The 21,660-nt window shown below is 39.5% G+C and carries 21 protein-coding genes; 6 read left to right on the top strand and 15 right to left on the bottom strand.

From position 1 onward, the window contains the following. Positions 1 to 115: 115 nt before the first annotated feature. The 7 genes from IGI67_RS16095 to IGI67_RS16065 form a co-directional block, all read right to left on the bottom strand. The gene (locus tag IGI67_RS16095; RefSeq protein WP_010745652.1) at positions 116 to 646 is read right to left on the bottom strand and encodes a hypothetical protein; all 531 of its coding nucleotides are present in this window, start codon (positions 644 to 646) and stop codon (positions 116 to 118) included. Positions 647 to 828: 182 nt separating this feature from the next. Next, complete coding sequence (locus tag IGI67_RS16090) at positions 829 to 1,857, bottom strand: winged helix-turn-helix domain-containing protein (RefSeq protein ID WP_207106824.1); 1,029 nt, start codon at positions 1,855 to 1,857, stop codon at positions 829 to 831. Positions 1,858 to 1,967: 110 nt separating this feature from the next. Next, complete coding sequence (locus IGI67_RS16085; RefSeq protein WP_429958377.1) at positions 1,968 to 4,049, bottom strand: copper-translocating P-type ATPase; 2,082 nt, start codon at positions 4,047 to 4,049, stop codon at positions 1,968 to 1,970. A gap of 77 nt (positions 4,050 to 4,126) precedes the next feature. Further along, the gene (locus IGI67_RS16080; RefSeq protein WP_429958376.1) at positions 4,127 to 6,301 is read right to left on the bottom strand and encodes a heavy metal translocating P-type ATPase; all 2,175 of its coding nucleotides are present in this window, start codon (positions 6,299 to 6,301) and stop codon (positions 4,127 to 4,129) included. A 1-nt stretch (position 6,302) separates the two neighbouring features. Continuing rightward, positions 6,303 to 6,512: a copper chaperone CopZ gene (gene copZ, locus IGI67_RS16075; RefSeq protein WP_207106827.1), complete on the bottom strand. Its 210-nt coding sequence runs from the start codon at positions 6,510 to 6,512 to the stop codon at positions 6,303 to 6,305. Between the two features lie 48 nt (positions 6,513 to 6,560). Then, positions 6,561 to 7,001, bottom strand: coding sequence for a CopY/TcrY family copper transport repressor (locus IGI67_RS16070; RefSeq protein ID WP_429958375.1), 441 nt, complete (start codon positions 6,999 to 7,001; stop codon positions 6,561 to 6,563). Between the two features lie 153 nt (positions 7,002 to 7,154). Next, entirely contained in the window at positions 7,155 to 9,212 is a 2,058-nt protein-coding gene (locus IGI67_RS16065; protein ID WP_429958374.1) for a heavy metal translocating P-type ATPase, read from the bottom strand. 315 nt (positions 9,213 to 9,527) lie between these two features. Between IGI67_RS16065 and IGI67_RS16060 the strand changes: the two genes are divergently transcribed. The 5 genes from IGI67_RS16060 (at position 9,528) to IGI67_RS16040 (ending at position 11,396) form a co-directional block, all read left to right on the top strand. Continuing rightward, the gene (locus IGI67_RS16060; protein ID WP_429958373.1) at positions 9,528 to 10,166 is read left to right on the top strand and encodes a TetR/AcrR family transcriptional regulator; all 639 of its coding nucleotides are present in this window, start codon (positions 9,528 to 9,530) and stop codon (positions 10,164 to 10,166) included. A gap of 74 nt (positions 10,167 to 10,240) precedes the next feature. Further along, positions 10,241 to 10,690 carry a hypothetical protein gene (locus IGI67_RS16055; RefSeq protein ID WP_429958372.1) on the top strand — a complete coding sequence of 150 codons (450 nt, stop codon included), beginning with the start codon at positions 10,241 to 10,243 and terminating at the stop codon, positions 10,688 to 10,690. Positions 10,691 to 10,707: 17 nt separating this feature from the next. After that, positions 10,708 to 10,908 carry a hypothetical protein gene (locus IGI67_RS16050; RefSeq protein WP_429958371.1) on the top strand — a complete coding sequence of 67 codons (201 nt, stop codon included), beginning with the start codon at positions 10,708 to 10,710 and terminating at the stop codon, positions 10,906 to 10,908. Positions 10,909 to 10,926: 18 nt separating this feature from the next. Then, positions 10,927 to 11,178, top strand: coding sequence for a hypothetical protein (locus IGI67_RS16045; RefSeq protein ID WP_429958370.1), 252 nt, complete (start codon positions 10,927 to 10,929; stop codon positions 11,176 to 11,178). A gap of 17 nt (positions 11,179 to 11,195) precedes the next feature. Further along, positions 11,196 to 11,396 (top strand): hypothetical protein, encoded by a 201-nt coding sequence (locus tag IGI67_RS16040; protein WP_429958369.1) that lies wholly within the window; start codon positions 11,196 to 11,198, stop codon positions 11,394 to 11,396. A gap of 90 nt (positions 11,397 to 11,486) precedes the next feature. Here IGI67_RS16040 and asnS read toward each other — a convergent pair whose 3' ends face one another. The 6 genes from asnS to IGI67_RS16010 form a co-directional block, all read right to left on the bottom strand. Continuing rightward, positions 11,487 to 12,785, bottom strand: coding sequence for an asparagine--tRNA ligase (asnS, locus tag IGI67_RS16035; protein ID WP_429958368.1), 1,299 nt, complete (start codon positions 12,783 to 12,785; stop codon positions 11,487 to 11,489). A gap of 39 nt (positions 12,786 to 12,824) precedes the next feature. After that, positions 12,825 to 14,012 carry a pyridoxal phosphate-dependent aminotransferase gene (locus IGI67_RS16030; protein ID WP_429958367.1) on the bottom strand — a complete coding sequence of 396 codons (1,188 nt, stop codon included), beginning with the start codon at positions 14,010 to 14,012 and terminating at the stop codon, positions 12,825 to 12,827. Positions 14,013 to 14,039: 27 nt separating this feature from the next. Continuing rightward, on the bottom strand, positions 14,040 to 14,543 hold the full coding sequence (locus IGI67_RS16025) for a DUF5590 domain-containing protein (RefSeq protein WP_207106837.1): 504 nt from the start codon (positions 14,541 to 14,543) through the stop codon (positions 14,040 to 14,042). A gap of 54 nt (positions 14,544 to 14,597) precedes the next feature. Further along, positions 14,598 to 17,351, bottom strand: coding sequence for a helicase C-terminal domain-containing protein (locus IGI67_RS16020; RefSeq protein WP_429958366.1), 2,754 nt, complete (start codon positions 17,349 to 17,351; stop codon positions 14,598 to 14,600). Between the two features lie 256 nt (positions 17,352 to 17,607). Then, on the bottom strand, positions 17,608 to 17,808 hold the full coding sequence (locus tag IGI67_RS16015; protein WP_010745638.1) for a cold-shock protein: 201 nt from the start codon (positions 17,806 to 17,808) through the stop codon (positions 17,608 to 17,610). A 191-nt stretch (positions 17,809 to 17,999) separates the two neighbouring features. Continuing rightward, on the bottom strand, positions 18,000 to 19,103 hold the full coding sequence (locus tag IGI67_RS16010) for a hypothetical protein (RefSeq protein ID WP_429958365.1): 1,104 nt from the start codon (positions 19,101 to 19,103) through the stop codon (positions 18,000 to 18,002). A 391-nt stretch (positions 19,104 to 19,494) separates the two neighbouring features. Between IGI67_RS16010 and IGI67_RS16005 the strand changes: the two genes are divergently transcribed. After that, complete coding sequence (locus IGI67_RS16005) at positions 19,495 to 20,034, top strand: SHOCT domain-containing protein (protein ID WP_429958364.1); 540 nt, start codon at positions 19,495 to 19,497, stop codon at positions 20,032 to 20,034. Between the two features lie 36 nt (positions 20,035 to 20,070). Here the strand turns inward: IGI67_RS16005 and IGI67_RS16000 are convergent, their stop codons facing one another. Both IGI67_RS16000 and IGI67_RS15995 read right to left on the bottom strand, forming a co-directional pair. Beyond that, complete coding sequence (locus IGI67_RS16000; protein ID WP_207106841.1) at positions 20,071 to 20,415, bottom strand: P-II family nitrogen regulator; 345 nt, start codon at positions 20,413 to 20,415, stop codon at positions 20,071 to 20,073. A gap of 22 nt (positions 20,416 to 20,437) precedes the next feature. Then, positions 20,438 to 21,652 (bottom strand): ammonium transporter, encoded by a 1,215-nt coding sequence (locus IGI67_RS15995; RefSeq protein ID WP_207106842.1) that lies wholly within the window; start codon positions 21,650 to 21,652, stop codon positions 20,438 to 20,440. Positions 21,653 to 21,660 lie beyond the last annotated feature (8 nt).

The following is a 21,660-nucleotide window of genomic DNA, read 5'->3' as shown; positions in this document are numbered from 1 at the left end:
TTAGCGAACTCATTTATAGTAGTATTTTTTCTAGTGTGGGGAAATCAGCCGATTTTGTATACATACTATTCGACTAATCTGCTAAATCAAAAAAAAAATAGACAGTTTTCACTGTCTATCGTTCAATCAGATTAACTTTACGGATCATCAGCTTGTCAGCAGATCCTCGTTGAAATTCTTGGGGTTCGCCGAAAATTTCAGCGTAAATGACTTTATTATGCTCACGTCGACGCAGCTGATAGATAATTTTCCCCGTATCTTCCAGCTCTTTCATCATTTCCGTCACACCGCCGAAACCAGTTTTTTTGGTAATGAATCCTGTGGCCACCATTCGTTCATCTAAATACCTAGCAGAGATAACTGAGCCCTTTGCTAGAGTGGTTCTCAACGCCGTTGCCAACTCTTCCAATTCTTCTGGAACTGGTAATTCTCGTTCTACTGGCTGATATAAAGTATCTCGTAAAGTATTTAATTCCTCCACCAACGCTTCATATTGTTCTTTAGTAAGCATTACACCAGCAATTTTTTCACGGTTAAAGATATAAACACCAGTCTCCGCCTTGCGAGCTTGAGCAAAAACATCCATTGGTGATTTTTTTACTTCTGTAATCGAAGATGTCGGAACATCTAGTTTTCGTAATCCCACTCTGCTCTCCTCCTAATTTCATAGCCTCTCTAACGAAAGAGCTAAATTCTCTTTTATCTGTACCTCATTTTATTATTCGCGCGAAAAATAGTAGCGTCACACGAACTAAAATGGCGTCCTTTACGTAGTCTTCATCATTATAGCATAACCTTTCTTGAAGAAAAATCTTCATCTTACTTTCCTTATTTAGAACATATAATTTTCTCATATCGTTCTTGAATCGAAAATGAAGAAGCTAGATTTGGGGTTGTTGTTAGCGCCACATGATAGCTTGTAAAAACAATATTTTTCAAAGCTAACGCCAATTCGTCCACTCGGCAATTAGTCAACATAGGGATCTGCCGTTTTAACTCTTTGCCAAGACGATAATACGTTTCTGCTACAGCACCTTGCTCCCATTTCAGATTGAATATTATTAATGGAAGCCCTTGATGTATTCCAAAAAACAGATCAAAAAGCTTAACCGTGAATGTATTTTTTAGTACTTCACTTTCAAAAGCAAGTACCTCCTTAATAATTTGAGTCGCTTGCTGCACTTCTAGATATAAATCCGTTTGATAGTTTCGATGACAATGATAAAAATCCGTAAAAAGCTGAAAATGATAGCGCATATGATCAAAGAAGAAAAACTCCGCAAACTTCGACTCTATACCAAATTCTTCAATGAAGGATTCAATAACTGATTCATCAGGGAATAGAGCTTTATTAATCGGCACTCCAGGATAATTTCGATAATAATAATCTATCTGCTGATAAATCTCATGCTCCTCAAAATAATAGAAATCTCTCAAATAGCGCAGCTGTAACAAAAATATTAACCCTTGTTCTCCCAATAAATTGCCCGTTCGACGATTGGCTGAAAGATTCAAGCAAAGCAAATGCTGATTTAGCTCTTTAAATTTGTTATATTCGATTTCCGTTGAAGCGTGTCCCCAAAGATATTGTCGAAACAGTTGAAAACGTGGATCAGCCATCAATAATCCTCGGTAAAGTTCTGAATATTTTGTTTCGTACTGCTGATCTATCTGCCAATATTTTCCTTTTGAAACATATCCCTTTTGCTGCAATTCATCAAGATGTCGTAAAACTGTTCTCGGGCTTGTCTTTATATGCTTAGCTAATTCTCCTACCGTATATCGTTCTTCTCTTAGTAATGCAATTAATTGTAGCTGTCGTTGATTTTTCTTTCTCATTATAAATTGCCAGATCATATTTTATATCCCCTTTTCTGTTCATTGCAATTCCTCTAATTTAAAAATAGCACAAAACATGGGAAAGTTTTTATTCAACTTTTTGCAAAAAAAAAAAAGCGTCTGAATAATCAGACGTTTAGTGTCATGGCATTGATTGCCACAATAATTGTACTTAAAGACATCAAAATCGCACCAACCGCAGGGCTTAAGAGGATTCCCAATGGAGCTAAAACACCTGCAGCAAGCGGGATCGCTAAAATATTATAGCCTGCTCCCCACCAAAGATTTTGGATCATTTTACTGTGTGTTTTTTTTGCTAAACGTACAAATTTTAAGATATCCTGTAAATTACTGTTAGTCAAAACAACATCAGCAGAATCAATTGCAATGTCGGTACCTGCTCCAATCGCCATACCAATAGAAGCTCTCGCCAAGGCAGGAGCATCATTGATTCCATCACCCACCATCATTACCTTCTTACCTTTGTCGGTATAGTCCTTGATAATTTTTTCTTTATCATCTGGCAGAAGCTCACTATAAAATTCTTTAATATCCAAGTAATTAGCTACAGCTTCAGCAGCTGATTTATTATCACCAGTCAACATAACAGGTTCGATGCCAGCATTTCGCAAGCTCTTGATAAAGTCTCGAGCTTGTTCCTTTAATGTATCGCCCATCGCGAAGAAAGCAATCAGCTGATCATCAATCAATAGAAAAGATATCGTATTGCCTTGAGCTTGATACTCATTCAATCTATCTTGATCAAAACTTAATTGACGTTTCTCAATTTCCTTCTGATTAGCTAAAATAACTTGGTGGCCTTCCACCGTACCTCGAACTCCAACACCCTTTAAGGTGGAGACATCTTGTGCTTGATAAGGGGAGATGTTTGACGAATTCAAATAATTCATGACCCCGACTGCTAGTGGGTGATTGGTCTGACTTTCTAAAGCACCGATATATTTCAGTACTTCAGATTTATCCATATCGGCTAGTTCCTCCACACCAGTCACTGTAAATTTCCCCTCTGTCAATGTTCCTGTCTTGTCCAAGAACACATAGTCCAATTGATTCCCTTGTTCCAATGCTTGACGACTTTTCAATAATAGACCATTTTTAGCAGCTAACGAAGTAGAACGAGCAATAACTAAAGGAATAGCTAATCCTAACGCGTGTGGACAAGCAATAACAAAGACCGTCACCATCCTGTCCAAGGCTTGCGGCAGATCAGCAACGATCAGCCAAGCGATAAAGGTCAAGATACCCGCAGCTAATGCTACATAGAACAACCATTTGGCTACTTTATCAGAAATCGATTCAAGCTTCGATTTTTCTTGCTGTGCTTCCTTCACCATGGTCATAACTTTTGCTAGATAACCATCTTCGCCTGTTCCGGTCACCTCTACCTGAATCGTCCCGTCACCATTAACAGATCCGCCGATAACCGTATCACCGATATTTTTCTGAACACCTTTGGATTCACCGGTTACTGCTGACTCGTCCACAATCGTTGAACCATCGGCAATTTTACCATCAGTCGGCATCTTATCTCCGGCACGTACAAGCAAAAGATCACCCGAATGAACATCTTGCAGTTTTACTTTTTGGGTCGCACCATCGGCCTCAAGTTTAGTAACTTCGTCCGGTAATAATTCCGCCAGTTTCTTTAACGCATTGCTAGCATTAGAAACAGCACTCATTTCTACCCAGTGCCCCAACAGCATGATTACGATCAACGTCGCTAATTCCCAGAAGAAATCCATCACATGGTCATGCGGATTAACCTTATTGGCAACAAACGAATATAAACTATAGATATATGCCACTGATATCCCCATCGCAATCAAGGTCATCATGGCTGGACTCTTCATTTTTAATTCCATTTTAGCGCCGCTCAAAAAAGGCTGTCCGCCATAAACAAAGAGAATCGTTGCCAAAACCAACACGACCCATTCAGAGCCAGGAAAGGTAAATTGGAATGGCAGCTTCATCCCCATCATTGGTGAAAGAACGATGATCGGGATCGACAAAACAAGTGAGAGCCAAAACTTCTGTTTGAAATTTCCCATATGCATTGAATGATCCATTCCTCCATGATCCATATCGTGATGATCATGCTCGCTCATTCCATGATTCATATCGTGATGGTCGTGTCCACTCATCGAATGAGCGTTTTCCATCGATTCATCCATTTTTTCTCCTTGCTTCATCACAAATCCCTCCTAATTCATTTCATCGAACCTATATATAACCAATCTCAGTAACTACGAAAAGCGGAATGGTCATCCTACAATTTTTTCTGATTTAAGCTGAGCGAGTTCAGCAATACGCTAACCGAACTAAAAGCCATCGCACCGCCAGCAATAATTGGATTTAAAAATCCTAATGCGGCGAATGGAATACCAATCACATTATATAGAAACGCCCAAAATAAGTTCTGTTTGATTTTCCTTAATGTTAATTTTGATAGTCGGATACTTTTCTCAACTGACAAAAGATCACTGTTCATCAATGTGATATCTGCTGTCTCCATTGCGATATCTGTCCCGCTCCCCATCGCAATACCAATATCAGCTAACGCTAGAGCTGGCGCATCATTAATCCCATCACCAACCATACCTGCCGATTCGCCTTTTGTCTGAAGCTCTTTAACAACTTGTGCTTTATCCTCAGGTAAGACTTCAGCAATGATATCTGATGCCTCCAAACCAACTTGTCCGCCTATATAACGAGCTGTCTGCGGATTATCGCCAGTCAACATTTTCACTTTAATACCTAGCTCATGTAATGCCTCAATAGCAGCTTTAGAAGATTGCTTGACTTGATCTGTTACCGAAATCATCGCCAACAACTGTTTTTGATTGGTCAAAAACATGACTGTTTTTCCTTCTTCTTCTAACGCTAACACACGTTCTTCAGGAAATGAAATTTTCCGCTCTCTCAAGCCACGCTTTGATCCAACAAAATAAGAGTCTCCGTTAATCAATCCAGTAACACCCTGCCCTGTCAAACTCTCAAAATTTTCGACTGGCAACATTTCTACCTGATCTTTCCCATAAAGATAGATAGCTTTTGCTAGTGGGTGCTCCGATTGTTGTTCCAAACTTGTTAGATACACCAAAGCCTGAGGATCAAATGCTTCAAAATCTGCCACTACAGGTTTTCCTTCAGTAATCGTACCGGTCTTATCTAAAACAATTGTTGTCAAATGGGCAATTTTTTCTAGCGCACCGCCGCCCTTGATTAGAATGCCTGACTTCGCGCCTAAGCCAGTCCCTACCATAATTGCTGTTGGCGTCGCCAAACCTAAAGCACAGGGACAAGCGATTACTAGGACAGATACGCTGTGGACAATCGCTTGCTGCCAATCGCCAGTCAAAAGACCTGTCGCTATCAGGGTAATTAAGGCGATTACTAAAACGGTTGGAACAAAAACTTTTGAGATTTTATCAGCAATCTGTTGGATTGGCGCTTTCTCTCCTTGTGCATCTTCCACCATTCGAATAATCCGTGAAAGTACCGTCATACTTCCAACTTGTGTCGCATTAAACTGTATACTCCCAGTCGTGTTGACTGTTCCTCCAAAAACCTGATCGTCGATCATTTTATCAACTGGCAAGCTCTCCCCTGTCAGCATACTTTCATCGATTGTTGTTTGTCCGGCAAAAATTTTTCCATCAACTGGAATCTGCTCTCCAGGTCGAACGCGAAGAAGATCCCCTACCTGTACATCTTCAATTGGAACTTGCTTTTCTTCTCCATCAACGATGATAGTTGCCGTCTTAGCCTGCAGACTCATAAGTTGTTTGATTGCATCACTCGTCTTTGTTTTCGCCTTTTGCTCCAAATACTTGCCTAGCAAAATCAGTGTAATAATCATGCCACTGCTTTCAAAATACAAATCCGAATTATAAGGGTTGAAGAAACCGTTATATATACTTAATGCAAATGCTGCGGATGTTCCCATCGCCACTAAGACATCCATATTCGGTGCTTTTGTCTTCAAAGCATGATAAGCACCGCGATAAAAGCGTTGTCCGACACCAAATTGGACTGGCGTGACTAAAATTAGCTGAACAAGAGGCAAATGCAGAAAATGCACCCAGCCCGCATGACTGCCTAGCAGCATCGCAATCATTGCAATCATCAAAGGAGCCGTCAAAACTGCACTCAAGATTAAATCACGTTTCATCTTTTTTAAGTAAGCTGCTTTTTCCTGTTCGATCTTTTGCTTATGAGCATCATCAAACAGTATCGCACCATACCCGATTGCTTCGACTCGTTGAATCAACTTTTCTGTGGTCAAGCTATCATTAAATTGAACCGTCGCTTTTTCTGTTGCTAGATTCACATTTGCCTCTAATACACCCTCAGTTGCCTTCAGTTCCTTTTCCACTCGAGCAGAACAGTTGGCACAAGTCATACCAGTAATAGCAAATGTTTCTACTGTTGCGTCTGCCACTTTAAATCACCTCAGTCTCATACCCTGCTTCAGTTACTGCTGAAGCGATTTGGTCTGCTGAAACTTTTGAATCATCGAATTTTACGGTTCCTTGCTCCTTCTTCAGATTGATCTTCACTTTATCAATACCTTCCAAACCATTTATCGCCTTCTCTACGTTTGCCACACAGTGATTACAGCTCATTCCTTTAATCGCAAATTGTTTTTTCATTTTTTTCGTCTCCATTCTTTTTTATCTCTTTTATTTGAATCATCCATTCTATTGATGATTCCTGCATTCACATTGTCCGGGGATGCAATTACACTCAATTTTTTCTACAGTCTTCTTATTTACTAGCTGCTGTTTGATTTGTTCGACATCTGCATCAGTTAATTCTGCCTCTGCAATCAATTCAGCGATGGTTCCTCCGATTCGTTTAGCACAAATATGAGAAAACAAATTTTCAGTTGCACTTTTGACTGTTTCTCCTTCACTGATGGCCGGATAATATATATATTTTTTTCCAGACTGCTCGGTTCGTAATGCCTCTTTTTTTACTAAGCGTCCTAATAGTGTCTTGATTGTTGCTGGCTTCCAGTCCATCGTTTGCCCAAGAATATCAATAATACTCTGTGCCGTAGTAGACTCCTGCGTCCAAACCACCCGCATAACTTCCCATTCTGAATCACTGATCTTGATTGGTGTCGTCGTCATAGTCATAAAATTCACCTCTTTCGTTTACAAACGTAATCTACACTTTTAGTTTACAGTTGTAATCGTCATTCGTCAACTAATATAATAAATTTTTTTCTTTAATTTTAAGAAAGCAAAAAAGCCTTGTGACAAAAAACAGCCACAAAGCTCTTGCATCAATTATTTAATTCTCAAACACCGCATCGCATTTAACACTGCGATCACTGTTACCCCAACATCAGCAAAAACAGCCGCATACATCGTCGCAAATCCCAAAGCACCTAAGATTAACACAAGCACCTTCACACCGATGGCGAAGACAATATTTTGCTTAACAATGCTCATCGTTTTACGAGCGATTCGTATTGCTACAGGAATTTTTCCCGGTTGGTCATCCATGATTACGACATCGGCTGCCTCAATCGCTGCATCAGAACCAAGTCCACCCATCGCGATTCCGATATCCGCCCGTGCCAATACTGGTGCGTCATTCATCCCATCGCCCACGAACGCTGTCTTCGTTTCACGTTTTAATTCATCTTCTAAATGAGTAACCTTGTCTTCAGGTAACAATTCACTATAGACTTGGTCAATCCCGATCTTCTTACCAATGGCATCGGCGATTCCGCGATTGTCTCCAGTCAGCATGACAGTCCGTTTTACTCCAAGATTCTTCACTTCGGTCAACACTTCAGCAACGTTGTCCTTCAATTCATCCGCGATTACTAAATGCCCAATAGATTTTCCGTCCATTGCGACATAAACGATTGTCCCGATCTCATCATCTATTCGGAATGAGATATCGTATTTCTCTAACAACTTTTCATTGCCGACTAAGAAACGATGCCCTTCAATCTCAACTGAAATGCCGAAACCAGCGATTTCTTCCAATTGACTGACTGGTGATAAGGGTTGACTGACATAATTCACAATTGATTGCGCAATTGGATGGCTGGAACTTTGTTCGGCACTGGCTACATAACGTAAGAAATCCTTCTTGTTGATAGTCGTCTCAACACTTTGAACCTCAAAGACACCCTTTGTCAATGTCCCTGTTTTATCAAAGACTAGGGTTTCCACATTGGCTAATGTTTCTATATAACTACTGCCTTTAATCAACACTCCTGCCTTGCTGGCACCGCCAATCCCGCCAAAGAAGCTCAGCGGAACAGAAATAACCAGCGCACAAGGACAAGAGATAACTAGAAACGTTAACGCTCGATAAACCCAATCATAAAACGGATCACCAGTAACAAGGGGTGGAACAATTGCCAATAAAGCTGCCAACCCAACCACAATTGGTGTATAGTACCGGGCAAAGCTCGTGATAAAGTTTTCAGCAGGTGCTTTCTTACTACTGGCATTCTCCACTAAATCCAAGATCTTGCTGACCGTCGATTCTCCAAAGGTCGTCGTAACTTCAACGGTTAATTGGCCGCTTTGATTAATGAAGCCGCTCAATATCTGTTCATCTGGATAAATACTCCGAGGAACAGATTCCCCAGTTAATGCCGACGTATCCAGCATCGAGTTTCCTTCTATTACAATACCGTCTAAAGGAACCTTTTCTCCCGGCTTGATCAAAATACGATCACCAACCTTGATCACTTCCGGCGCAACCTTCTTGACTGCGCCATCCTGGATCAAATTTGCTGAGTCTGGCCGAATCGCTAACAGCGAACTAATGGATTTTCTTGATTTCGCCACCGCATAGTCTTGGAAAAATTCACCCACTTGATAAAACAGCATAACGGCGACTGCTTCTGGATATTCACCGATCGCGATTGCTCCAATCGTCGCAACAGCCATCAAAAAATTTTCATCGAAAAGCTCACCGTGGAAAATATTCGTAATCGCGGTCTTCAAGACATCATAGCCAATCCATAAATATAGAATCAAATAGGCAACAAGACTCCACGGCATTGCTGGTGTAAAGATAGCTAAGAAGCCCAAAGCCGCAACCGCTACTGCAATTTGAATGATCTTCCCTTTAGAACTTTCTTCTTCTTTTTCCGTCTGAATATTATTAACTTCCACATCCGGCTCGAGCTTATTAACAATTTCTTTCGCCTCGTCACTGATTCGTTCAATATCCTTTTCAGGAGCAACGATCGTCAGCTTCGTGCTCATAAAATCTACCTGAGCTTGCTCAACGCCCTTGATTTGCTGTACTGAACGTTCTATCTTCGCTGCACAGTTCGCACAATCCAATCCGTCTAACCGATATACCTTTTCCATGAGTTTCCCTTCTCTCTGAATTACACATGAATGATTCTTCATACATATTATATATGAGCGACCGCTCATGTGTCAAGCGGAAAAGAAAGCTTTTTCAAGAAACTAATTGTGCCCATAATCCTTGATATATCATCATTTTTAAAATTTTAAAAAATTCTTTTCGAAAAAGTGTTGACAACTAGACCCTCGGTCGGTATTATAAAGATATAGAAAGCGACCGACAGTCGGTTCAGAACTACTTCTTGCTTCAGCAAAATTAGTAGAATGATATACCGCATGAGAATCGAACTAAACTACGAATAAGGAGTTGATAACATGCGAATCGTAAAAGAGCATGATGAACGAAGAAATGAGATCATCGCGACAGCAGAGGAATTCTTCTTAACTAAAGGATTCAACAAAACGACCGTCAACGACATTTTAAAAAGAATCGGCATCGCCAAAGGTACCTTCTATCACTACTTCGTTTCCAAAGAAGAAGTTTTAGACGCTGTCATCGGTCAAATCATTGATCAGGAAATCATCCGAGCCAAAGAAATTCAGGAGTCAGATGGAACAGCATTAGAAAAATTGATCAACTTCCTTTCACAAAATGTTTCAGAAGATACTCATAAGGAAGAAATCGTTGATAAGTTCCAAATGCCAGAAAATGCTTTAATGAAGCAACGTGCTCTCGAAGGAACGATCAATCAGGTCTGCCCAATACTAGCAGAGATCATCGAAGAAGGCAAACAACATGACGAATTCAAAACAGATTATCCATTAGAAAGCATCCAGTTTTTAGTCGCAGGACTTCAGACAATGTTTGATAACCTTGAAAATTTAACATCTGAAGCTATTCAAAATCGTGTCATCGCTGCAACGGATCTATTTTTTAAGTCGCTAGCGGTCAATCCTGAGATTCATCCTTATAACCGAACAGTACAAGAACTTCAAAAAATCTTGATCTCATAACTCAACACTATCTGTTGAGTTTATCTATTAAACTTTAAATGACCGGTAGTCGGTCTAGAAAAGAGGAAATTATCATGAATAACACACAGACAATCAAAACTTTAGCGGCGCAAACAAATGAAGCCATCCAAACGATTGAAGCAATCTTAGAAAGCTATGAAAACTACTGCAACAGAAACATCACTCGCTATTCTAGAAAACATTTAGCAGCAATCACTGAATTCATCGCTGCTGAAACAGCCTTACCAGAAGAAACGTGTTCAAAAGTCATGATCCATTTCTTTGACTTAGTAAAAAATAAAAACCTAAAGGGGAGCTTTAAAATGAAAAAACTAGCAGTTATCACATTGGCATTGATCACACTTGGAGCGACTTCTCAAATCGTCGAAAAAAACATCGACAAAGAGGAAGTTAAGACAATCGTTACCACGAACCTGAGAGAACAAGATGACGAGCTTGATCCCATCTACTTCCAACATGATGACGACAAAAACAGCTCATTATTTGAAAAAATCGGATTTTAATTAGGAGGATATTAAAAATGAAAAAACTAACAATTGTCACTATGACATTACTCACATTAGGAGCTGCTTCTCAAATCGTCGAAAAGAACATCGACAAAGAGGAAGTTAAAACAGTCGTTACCACGAACCTCAAAGAACAAGATGAAAAAGACAATGGGATCGATTACGGCCATGACGATGACGCAGAAGATACTTTAGCTAAGAAAATCGGATTCTAATTAAGGGAGGAAACTATTATGAACAACACACAAACAATCAAAACTTTAGCGAACCAAACAAATGAATCATTTCCAACAGTTGAAGCCATCTTGAAAAGCTACGAAAATTACTGTAATGAAAATATCACCCGCTACTCTAGAAAGCATTTAGCCGCAATCGTCGAATCTATCACTAACGAGATCTCGCTACCAGAAGAAACCTGTTCAAAAGTCATGGTCCATTTCTTCGACTTGATAAAAAGCGAAATTAAAGGAAAATTTTTCGGATAAATGAGGAGGAAATAACAATGAAAAAGCTAGCCATCGCCGCAATGACGTTAATCACTCTAGGTGCTGCATCCCAAATCGTCGAAAAGAATATCGACAAAGATCAGATCAAAACAGTCATAACGACAAATCTTAAAGAACAAGATGACCATCTTGATCCCATCTATTTCCAGCATAAAGATGATAAAAACAGTTCACTGCTCGAAAGAATCGGATTCTAAATTAAAATAGTTGCAGAAAAAAAGCGTCGAGGAAATCTTCGACGCTTTGCTTGTTGCTTCTATTATTAAATCTAGCTGCAGAAACCTTTTCTATGGATAAATACGATTCAATAGACGTGGGAATGGGATCGCTTCACGTACATGATCGATACCTGCGATAAATGTGATCGTCCGTTCAAGTCCTAAACCGAAACCTGAATGGGGCACAGTACCATATTTGCGCAAATCTAAGTACCACGAATACTCTTCTTCGTTTAACCCAGCTTCACGAATTTGTTCTAGTAAGAAATCATAATCTGTCGCACGTTCTGAACCACCAATGATCTCACCATAACCTTCTGGAGCAATCAAGTCGGCACAAATCACGACATCTTCACGAGTTGGATGTGGCTTCATGTAGAATGGTTTGATTGCTTTTGGATAATTCAAAATAAAGACTGGTCGATCAAAAGAATTCGCAATAAATGTTTCATGTGGTGAACCAAAATCTTCACCCCATTCAATATCGTCAAAACCATTTTTCTTCAATAGCTCGATCGCATCATCGTAAGAGATTCGTGGATAAGGAAGGTTGGTATAGTTTTTCAATATTTCCTTATCACGGCCTAGTACATCTAAGGCGTAATCACAGTTGTCTAAAACATTCTGAACTAAGTAAGCTACATATTGTTCTTGCACTTCTAAACTATCTTCTTGATGCATGAAGGCCATTTCAGGTTCGATCATCCAAAACTCAATCAAGTGACGACGAGTTTTTGACTTTTCAGCACGGAAGGTTGGACCAAATGAGAAAACTTTTCCCAACGCCATGGCAGCTGCTTCCATGTATAATTGACCGCTTTGTGATAAATACGCTTTGTGATCAAAATAGTTCGTTTCAAATAAGTCACTTGTACCTTCAGGAGCTGAACCTGTTAAAATTGGCGGATCAACTTTTACAAATCCATTGTTATTGAAGAATTCATAAGTCGCACGAATCACCTCGTTGCGGATTAACATAATCGCATGTTGCTGGGATGAACGCAACCACAAGTGACGATGATCCATCAAGAAATCCACACCATGTTCTTTTGGAGTAATTGGATAATCGTGACTTTCGCCAATCACTTCAATTTCTTTTACTCCTAATTCATATCCAAATTTTGATCGTGTGTCTTCTCGAATTTCTCCAGTCACAATGATCGACGTTTCCTGTGTCAATTCTTTGGCTAAATGAAAAATTTCTTCAGGTACCTCACTTTTCACAACAACGGCTTGGAAATATGCTGTTCCATCACGCAATTGTAAAAAAGAAATTTTCCCGCTTGAGCGTTTATTAGCGACCCAAGCGCCGATTTTTACTGTTTCGCCAACATGATTCTTGGCATCGATGATTTGAATTTGTTCCACAAATGTCTCTCCTAACATATTTATCCCGAAATGATGTTCTTACTTCTTACTATTTTCAATAAAACGGCGAATCCGCACAACAGCTTCTTCCAAGTCTTCCAAACTAGTCGAATAACTCATCCGTACACTATCAGCTGATCCAAAACCTTCTCCTGTTACCAATGCAACGTGCTCTTGCTCCAACAAATCGTTAACCCAAGTCGTCACATTATCATATCCGCCCATTTCCATTGCTTCCTTGATATTTGGAAACAGATAAAATGCACCTTGTGGTTTTTTTAATTTGAAGCCTGGCAAGTCAGCGACCTTGGGATAGATCGTATTTAAACGTTCTTCAAACGCCTGACGCATTTTTTCTGCAGTCTCCTGCTCACCAGCCAAGGCTTCCGCTGCAGCTACTTGGCTGACTGCTGTTGGATTGCTTGTCGCTTGAGAAGCAATTGAAGTCATTCCACCAATGATTTCAGCATTTCCAATCGCATAGCCAATTCGCCAACCAGTCATTGAATAAGTTTTCGATACCCCATTGATGATCACCGTATGATGGAAAATCTCGTCAGATATGGAAGCCATATGCGGTGCTTCGTTCCCATTATAAACAAGATGATCATAAATATCATCTGAGACTATCAACAACTCATGACGAACTGCCCATTCACCGATTTCCCGCAACTCCTCCTCGGTATAAATCATGCCCGTAGGATTTGATGGTGAATTTAGAATGATCGCCTTCGTTTTCTCTGTTCGAACACCTTCAAGCTGATCAATGGTGATCTTATAGTCGTTATGTTGATTTCCCGCAACAAAAACTGGAATTCCTTGGGCTAGTTTGACTTGTTCTCCATAACTCACCCAGTAAGGAACAGGAATAATCACTTCATCCCCAGCATCCAAAATTGTTTGGAATAAGGTATACAACGCAAATTTTGCACCGCTGGTCACAATAATGTTTTTCGGTTCGATTGTCAAATCATAATTTTTCTTAGTGAAGTCGACGATCGCAGACTTCAATTCTGGTGTCCCGCCAGAAGCGGTGTAGAAGCTAACTTTACCGCTCTTGATCCCATCAATTGCTGCCTGCTCGATATTTTCAGGTGTAGTGAAATCTGGTTCCCCAACAGTCAAGCTAATGACGTCTAATCCTTGGGCCTTCAACTCTTTGGCTTTGGCGGTTGCTGCTAAAGTGACGGATGGTTCTAAGTTTGTTACACGCTGTGATAATTTCATAACTGATAACTCCCCTACCAAGATTTTTTAGATTTTTTTGATAACTTTGATTGTCTTGCCGTCATTAAATGCTAGCAAGTAATAATAAATCGCGCCTTGATCATCCTTTGCAGTGATCTCCCATGCAGTTTGATCACGGTAGATACCTAGATTCGCCTTTTCAAAAGTCAAATCCGGATTATCGCTCTCAAAACGTTTTTCCGCTTGTTGTTCCGTCAGCCCATCCTTTTGATTAAGGACGCGAACCTTTTCTCCCGATTTCGGAACAATCACGATGATTGATTCGCCAGTGTTGTTTTCACCGGTGACGGTAAAATAAGTTTTTTCTCGATTAAACCAATAGAACTGGTCCACCGTTTTTAAGTCGGCATATTTTTCAGCCATTTGAACAGCTTCCTTTTTGGCTTGCTGCATCGGACGATTTGAACGAATAAAAATCATTGTCGCTGCCACGATGATGATCAATAAAAAAGTCACGATTCCTAACAGCCAACGGTTAAGCTTTTGTTGTCCTGCACTATTCGTATCCAAAATCATACTCCTCTCAGACAAGCTACATTATACCAAAAGAAGAGCTCTCCCTCATTATTTCTCGTCACTTTTGTCAGAATTTAAAAATTGATCTGTCTCTGCCAGAATTTCTTCCAATGGCAATTGTTTGATTGGTAATTCCTTTGGCAATGCCTTTCGCAATTTTTCACCATATTTGGCAGTGAGGAAACGTTGGTCTAATAAGAGCATTACCCCTTTATCCTCATCCGATCGAATCAAACGTCCTAATGCTTGACGCAAACGAAGTGCCGCATGGGGTACGGCTTCTTGGAAAAAGGGATTAATGCCTTCTGCCGCCAAGAAATCGTTGCGAGCTTTGACTTGAAGCCGCTGCGGATTTTCAAATGGCAGACGTGTGACGATCAATATCTGCAAAATTTCACCTGGAAGATCAATTCCTTCCCAAAAACTATCGGCACCAAATAGCAGGGCATCTTTTGAAAGTAAAAATCGTTTTAGCAGCTTTTCACGGCTGCCGCCAATCCCTTGAGCCAAAACCTCTCTTCCTTCGTTTAATAAAGGAACCCGAACTCGCTGATAAACCCGATTCAAGATGTCATGAGAGGTGAATAATACCAAAATCGGTCGTTTCTGACTCTCTGCCATTTTATGAACGACCCCAGCCACATAATTTGCATAGTGATCTGGTGATGTCGACTGGATACTGATACTATTCGTCGGCAAGTATAATCGGGCTTGCTCAGCATAATCATATGGACTGCTGATAATTTTCAAAGCTGTCTCTGGAATCCCCCAACGTTTTGCAAAATAATGACGATCACTGCCGATTTTTAACGTTCCGCCCAAGTAAAGAATCTGCCTGTAACGTTCATACCATTTGGTCTCGCTGATTAGTGAAGCTTCTAAATCTTGGACTTGAAAGTTTTTTCGTTTGGCACTGAACCAATGAATGTAGCGAGTATCCCACTTTTCGCTAAAAGCCTCAAAAGCGGTTTGTTGTTGCTCTAAACTATCCAGTAAAGCTTGAAGATCACTCCATTCCGCCTGCTCTTTAATCCCAAACGTCTCTTTGTAAACCATAAAGTACGCCTGCATTTGATCACCTAATGCTAATGCATCTTGATACAGACGGCTAATTCGCTGTATTACCTGTTCACCCGCTAAAGATAATTGATCAATCATATCTTTCGTAATCAAACGTTCATCCTCTGCAGGATATTCCTCTTTGAAAATTTGATAGAAATCTGTCAAATCTTCATCCAGCTCCTGCAGTACATCTTGAAAAATTTCAAGTGTATGCTGGGTTTGCTGATCTTTTTGGACTAACGACTGCCAAGCAGAAAACTTATGATCATCTAGCAAACGATGAAACGCGCGTTGGATCGACAAAAGATTGAACTGCTGACTGGTGATTCTCTCCAATACTCGATTTAAATGATGGGCTTCATCAATGATCAAATAGGGACTTTTGGGCAATTGAGGTTCTTTTCGCTGATCCTCCTGTGCTAAATAGGCATGATTTGTAACAATCAAGTTGCTTTGTGCCAATTTTTCCTGACGATGACGAATAAAATCTACATTGTAAAATGGACTGCTTGGATTTAAAGTATGCGTTCCTAAATGCGATACTTCTTGCCAAAAGGGATGCTTCAGGCTGGTCATATTTAGTTCATCAAAGTCGCCTGTTTCTGTCTGCGTCAACCACACAAGCAGAGCCATTTGATAAAATGTGTATTGCTTTTGCTCTGATTTCTTTTGGAAACTTTGATAAAAACGCTCCAAATCAATATAGTGTCGACTGCTCTTCATTACCACTGCTTGCAACGGCTGATCCAGTAATCTGTTAATCAACGGCAGATCGTGCTTCAATATCTGCTCCTGAAGCAATAATGACACCGTACTGACCACTATCGGCTTTTCTGGTGTTGCTAAAAAACTCATCGGCAGCAAGTAGCCTAATGTTTTACCAATCCCAGTTGCCGCTTCCACCAAAATATTCTTATCTTCCTTTTTATTAAAAAAATCGTAAACTAGATTCATCAAACGAGCCTGTTCTTTTCGAAAATCCAATTCCCCTTGATAAACTTTTTCTTTCGACTTACGTGATCGAGGATAGGCTTTCGTACCAAAATAACTCTCTGAAAAAAGCGGAACACTTTTTTTTCGCAAAGCCAAGCCATGAATGATGGTCAAATCATTTGATAATGGTTTTGGATTAATTTGCATTTCTATCAAACAATCTTCTAAATAGCCTTTTGTTTGAAACGCCATCTGATCAGCAGTAGCAATAATTTTTTCTAACGTAATAATCGGCAACTCTTTTATTTTAGACTCTAGATATAATAATAATTGAGCGGTAACATCCGCATCACTATCAGCCTGATGGGGATTCTCATGAACCAAATCCAGTTCTTCTGCTAAATCCTTCAACCGAAAACTTAGCGACGTTGGCATAAACACCTGTGCAAGTTCGACAGTATCAATACCAGGAATTGTTAACGGCGGCATTCCGCAACGTTCCAGTTCATTACTTAAAAAGGGATAATCAAAATGAATATTATGGGCTACAAAAACTGTATCCGCTAGTAAATTAGTAATCGTTTGAGCCACATCTTCAAAATAAGGGGCTTTTCGAACTCGCTGATTAGTGATGCCAGTCAGCGTTTGAATTTGTGCCGGTATATTTTGATCTGGGTTAATATCTGTCGAAAAATGGGTCACGATCTTACCATCTTCGATTAACACACATCCGAACTGAATGATCCGATCAGTTTTTGGATCAGTTCCTGTTGTCTCAATATCAACGACTGCATAATTTTTCTTCACACGTATCCCTCCTTCCTTGAAATCGTGCACTATTTTTATAAAATCTCAAAAAATGACCTTACTGTCGGAGCCTCTCATCTACCAATTTTTAAAAGAACTGGGGATAAAGTTCGTCGCCAACAACTAAAGCCTTCCTCACGCATTATATCTGAATAGTACCACTTTCTACAAGAAAGTTCTTTGGTTAAAACGATTCCAAAATAATTTAAACAAAAAAAGCCAGATGCTTTCGCATCTGGCATAAAAGTCTACTTAATTAAGCTTTGTTAACGTTTGTAGCTTGAGGTCCACGTTGGCCTTCTTCAACGTCGAAAGTCACTGCTTGACCTTCTTCTAAAGTTTTGAAGCCGTCGCCTTGGATTGCTGAGAAATGTACGAATACGTCATTTCCGTTTTCAGCAGTGATAAATCCGTAGCCTTTTTCTGAGTTGAACCATTTTACTGTACCTTGTTCCATGTTAAACATCCTCCTAGGATAAAAATTAGTTTGTAATTACTTGAATGGTGAAATAGGAAAGATGTTGTCTGAAACAAACTTGCCAATATTACCGTACAAAAACTACACTTAGAAGTATAACACATATAAAGCGATAACACTAGGTTATCGCTCAAAAAACTTTTTCTTAATGTATTTGAAATATTTAAACACTAATACCGTAAAATCGCCAATAAGCTTTTCTCATCCGGTGCATCTTTTTGGTCTAGAACAAAGACCTGTCCACCATTTTTGATAACATTATCAGCAATTTCATTGAGTACTTGACGACGATCATATTCTACATCTGGATCTTCCCCAAAACCGTCTACAAGATTTGAAGTTGCGATAAACAAATGAGAAATCTTACCTTCTTTTGCCGCTGGAACGATATCAACCAATTGATCAACAAACTTCCGGTTAATCAATTTTTGATATGTTTGTGTTTCAACATCCGCAAGCTGATCAGAAAGTTTTTCTGATTCTTGTTTAATTTCATTGATATTCGCTTGAGCTGGCGATCCATTGATCGCTGCCTTGTCTGAATAATATGGATTCTTCGCAATCTTTTTAAATTGTGTTTGATTCTCCGGAAGGGCAAAAAGATATAACGGTAACTGATCCGGATTATCTAACTCTTTTATGAAATTATCGACGGCCTGATAATAATTGACCCAGTCAATTTCAACTTCTTCATCCTTTGCATTTACACCATGGTAACTACCGACTTCTCCTCCACGAGCTGAGACGTTTAAATCTCCGCCAGTCAGTTCATCGCCTAAAGCAGTCACAATATCCATCGGTGCATCATCTGGAAGTTCGACCATCTTCACTTCTTTATTGCGAACAAAATAGAGTTTCATGGAATCTCTATTTAGAGTCATTAAATAATATGCATAGTTGAATTGAGCATTTTTTATGATTGCCAATAAATAAGGCAACTCACTTACATAATATTGATCATCAACAGAAATATTTAATCGATGAATGTATGTTTCATCTGTGGTTAAAATCACCGCAACACTTTTTGTTCCGCTGCGCCAGAAATCTCCATCTGCAAGTAGTTGATCGATTTTTTCTTGGAATGGTTCAAAGCTGTGATCAGTGTATTTTTTCTCGAAACGTTTTTTCGCTTCTTTAGCAAAGTTTTTAAACATGATTTGATCTTTCTCAACATCTTGATGCGCATGATGAGTGTTTAACATAAATGTGATAAACGGACCTGTTGCTTCTTCTGAAGTCAATTCAGTTAGTAACTTTTTACTGATATTTGCCATAAATGTACCCTCCTATTTAAATCTTCCAATCCAAGTGTACCATAGCTGCTAAATTCCTTAAAACGAAACGCAACCCTTGCATTATGAAATTATTCGAAAAATTTCACTGGAATTTGCATAAGTTTTTTCTAATACATTTCTTAGTGATTAACAAACAGCTATTCATGATTTCGTTGAGCATTTGCTATATCATAAAAATATACCAATTATCCCGAATTGGTTTTTTCATACTTACTCCTACCAAGAGTAAATAACAACCTTCATTTCCACCATAGTGACGGCTATGGTGGTTTTTTTATGTTTCAGTTGCGTTTCGCACTTATTTTGAAAAATATTTGTGTGCGTTTACAAGTTTTGCTAAACTGGAATTAGTAAAATAAAGGAGTATGTCATGAAAACTGCTGAAGAAATGTATCAATTTTGTCAAAATACGGGGTTTTTCTCAGGTTCTGATCGTCAATGGAGCATGAAACTTTTTTCAGTATTAGAAAAACATCTAAGCGCAGATGAAGAGATTCTGGTTTGCTTTATCGGTCTACATAATCGAACTTCCGCTACTAAAAACGAAGGATTTTATGCTTATGCCTTAACTAATCAACGTTTTATCATGGGTCAAAAGAAAATGATCGGCGATGATTTTAAAATGATTCCTTTAGCAAATATGCACGAGCTTCGCCTAACCAAGGAGACAAGTCTAGATCTATTGGAAATTACCTCTTTGGAAGGAACACTCAAGATTGTTTTAACCGAAGATGAAGCTCCAACCATTTTGGCAAAGTTGAAAGAAACGATTCAGCAAGCGACTAAAAAGAGTACTGACGAAGATCAGTTAAGTAAAGCTGAACAGCTCCTAAAAATGAAAGAACTCTTAGATCAAGGGTTATTGACCAAAGAAGAATTTACTAAAATAAAAGAAGATATCCTTGAATAAAAAAATTGTCCAAGAGCAGAACTCTTGGACAATTTTTTATTGGATGGCGGCCTGACCTGTTTCACGTGTACGAATTCGGATTACCTCTTCAATCGGATAAACAAAAATTTTTCCTGTTCCACATTCCTCCGACTGACAGGTTTCTAAAATCAAATCGATCACTCGTTCCACATCTTCATCCGCTAAAATAAAACTCACTGATACCTTAGGCAACAATGTAGTGATGATTTCTTGTCCTCGAACATAGCTTTTCTGTCCCTTTTGTAACCCACATCCTAACACTTGGCTGACCGTCATACCATTTACTTCGATTTCCTGATCAATAACTGCTTTGATTTCTTCCAATTTTTCTTGTCTAATAATTGCTTCAACTTTTTTCATAGCTTCCCCCTCTTTACTAATCTTAAGAATCCATACCCATAAATGTTGGATAAGCATTTTCATCATGCTCGATCTGATCCAATCCCAACGCCTCTTCTTGCTGTGACACTCGAATTGGCATGAAGACTCTGATTAACGAAATAATCAGGTAACTAGCTACGCCTGCAAAAACTAACGTAAAAAGGACACTTTCGATTTGCGCAATAAATAAGTGAGTTTCTCCATAAATGAGTCCAGTTCTCCCACCAATTGAAGGGTCTGCAAATATTCCTGTAACGATTCCGCCAAAAATCCCACCGACCCCATGACAGCCAAATGCATCTAAAGCATCATCAAAACCTAGTTTCTGTTTAATAACTGAAATAAAGAAATAGCAAAATGGACTTACTAGTGCCCCGATCAGTAAGCTCGACCAAATCGATACAAACCCGGCACCCGGTGTAATAGCGACTAGACCAACCACAGCCCCAGTACAAGCGCCTACCACAGTTGGCTTACCATTTAAAATTTTCTCAATCAGCATCCAAGATAGCATCGCACAAGCTGCTGCTGTATTAGTGGTAATCATTGCATGAATCGCCAAACTGTCGGCTGCCAAGGCTGATCCTCCATTGAATCCAAACCACCCAAACCACAATAACCCTGTTCCCAAAACAACAAAGGGTACATTATGCGGGCGATAATCACCAAGATGATATTCACGGCGGCGACCTAACACGATTGCTAAAACTAAACCAGAAATCCCAGAGCTAATATGCACGACATTTCCCCCAGCAAAATCAACCGAACCGATTTTATCGAGGAAACCGCCGCCCCAAACCATATGCGCCATAGGGAAGTAAACCACAACTAACCAAATCGCAATAAATAAGAAAATTGCAGAAAAGCGCATTCGACCGGCAACTGATCCTGTTAAAATTGCTGTCGTGATTAAAGCGAACATCATTTGGAAGAATGCAAACAGTCCTTCTGGAATACCATCTCCTTTTGACATAGAGACTCCATTAAAAAAGACTTTGTCCAGATTACCAATAAAATCTCCGCCGCCGCTGAATGATAACGAGTAACCAATAATCACCCAAATCAAGGAAGCTAATCCCATTGTACAAATTACCATCATCATCGTGTTCAGAATATTTTTCCGTCGTTCCAATCCACCGTAGAAAAAAGCCAAAGCGGGGGTCATGAGAAAAACTAGTCCAGAACAAATCAAAATAAATGCAATATTTGCTGCCATCGAATCAC

It is taken from the genome of Enterococcus sp. AZ196 (genome assembly GCF_050498845.1).
Taxonomy (GTDB): domain Bacteria; phylum Bacillota; class Bacilli; order Lactobacillales; family Enterococcaceae; genus Enterococcus_A; species Enterococcus_A murrayae.
The sequence above is the reverse complement of the archived record's forward strand: the minus strand, read 5'-3'. Positions and strand labels throughout refer to the sequence as shown.

What these genes read in the sequence shown, in the direction of transcription:
- IGI67_RS16090 (WP_207106824.1), bottom strand. Translation starts at nt 1,857, where the DNA reads ATGATCTGGCAATTTATAATGAGAAAGAAAAATCAACGACAGCTACAA.
- IGI67_RS16085 (WP_429958377.1), bottom strand. Translation starts at nt 4,049, where the DNA reads ATGAAGCAAGGAGAAAAAATGGATGAATCGATGGAAAACGCTCATTCG.
- copZ (WP_207106827.1), bottom strand. Translation starts at nt 6,512, where the DNA reads ATGAAAAAACAATTTGCGATTAAAGGAATGAGCTGTAATCACTGTGTG.
- IGI67_RS16070 (WP_429958375.1), bottom strand. Translation starts at nt 7,001, where the DNA reads ATGACTATGACGACGACACCAATCAAGATCAGTGATTCAGAATGGGAA.
- IGI67_RS16065 (WP_429958374.1), bottom strand. Translation starts at nt 9,212, where the DNA reads ATGGAAAAGGTATATCGGTTAGACGGATTGGATTGTGCGAACTGTGCA.
- IGI67_RS16060 (WP_429958373.1), top strand. Translation starts at nt 9,528, where the DNA reads ATGCGAATCGTAAAAGAGCATGATGAACGAAGAAATGAGATCATCGCG.
- IGI67_RS16055 (WP_429958372.1), top strand. Translation starts at nt 10,241, where the DNA reads ATGAATAACACACAGACAATCAAAACTTTAGCGGCGCAAACAAATGAA.
- IGI67_RS16050 (WP_429958371.1), top strand. Translation starts at nt 10,708, where the DNA reads ATGAAAAAACTAACAATTGTCACTATGACATTACTCACATTAGGAGCT.
- IGI67_RS16045 (WP_429958370.1), top strand. Translation starts at nt 10,927, where the DNA reads ATGAACAACACACAAACAATCAAAACTTTAGCGAACCAAACAAATGAA.
- IGI67_RS16040 (WP_429958369.1), top strand. Translation starts at nt 11,196, where the DNA reads ATGAAAAAGCTAGCCATCGCCGCAATGACGTTAATCACTCTAGGTGCT.
- IGI67_RS16030 (WP_429958367.1), bottom strand. Translation starts at nt 14,012, where the DNA reads ATGAAATTATCACAGCGTGTAACAAACTTAGAACCATCCGTCACTTTA.
- IGI67_RS16015 (WP_010745638.1), bottom strand. Translation starts at nt 17,808, where the DNA reads ATGGAACAAGGTACAGTAAAATGGTTCAACTCAGAAAAAGGCTACGGA.
- IGI67_RS16010 (WP_429958365.1), bottom strand. Translation starts at nt 19,103, where the DNA reads ATGGCAAATATCAGTAAAAAGTTACTAACTGAATTGACTTCAGAAGAA.
- IGI67_RS16005 (WP_429958364.1), top strand. Translation starts at nt 19,495, where the DNA reads ATGAAAACTGCTGAAGAAATGTATCAATTTTGTCAAAATACGGGGTTT.
- IGI67_RS16000 (WP_207106841.1), bottom strand. Translation starts at nt 20,415, where the DNA reads ATGAAAAAAGTTGAAGCAATTATTAGACAAGAAAAATTGGAAGAAATC.
- IGI67_RS15995 (WP_207106842.1), bottom strand. Translation starts at nt 21,652, where the DNA reads ATGGCAGCAAATATTGCATTTATTTTGATTTGTTCTGGACTAGTTTTT.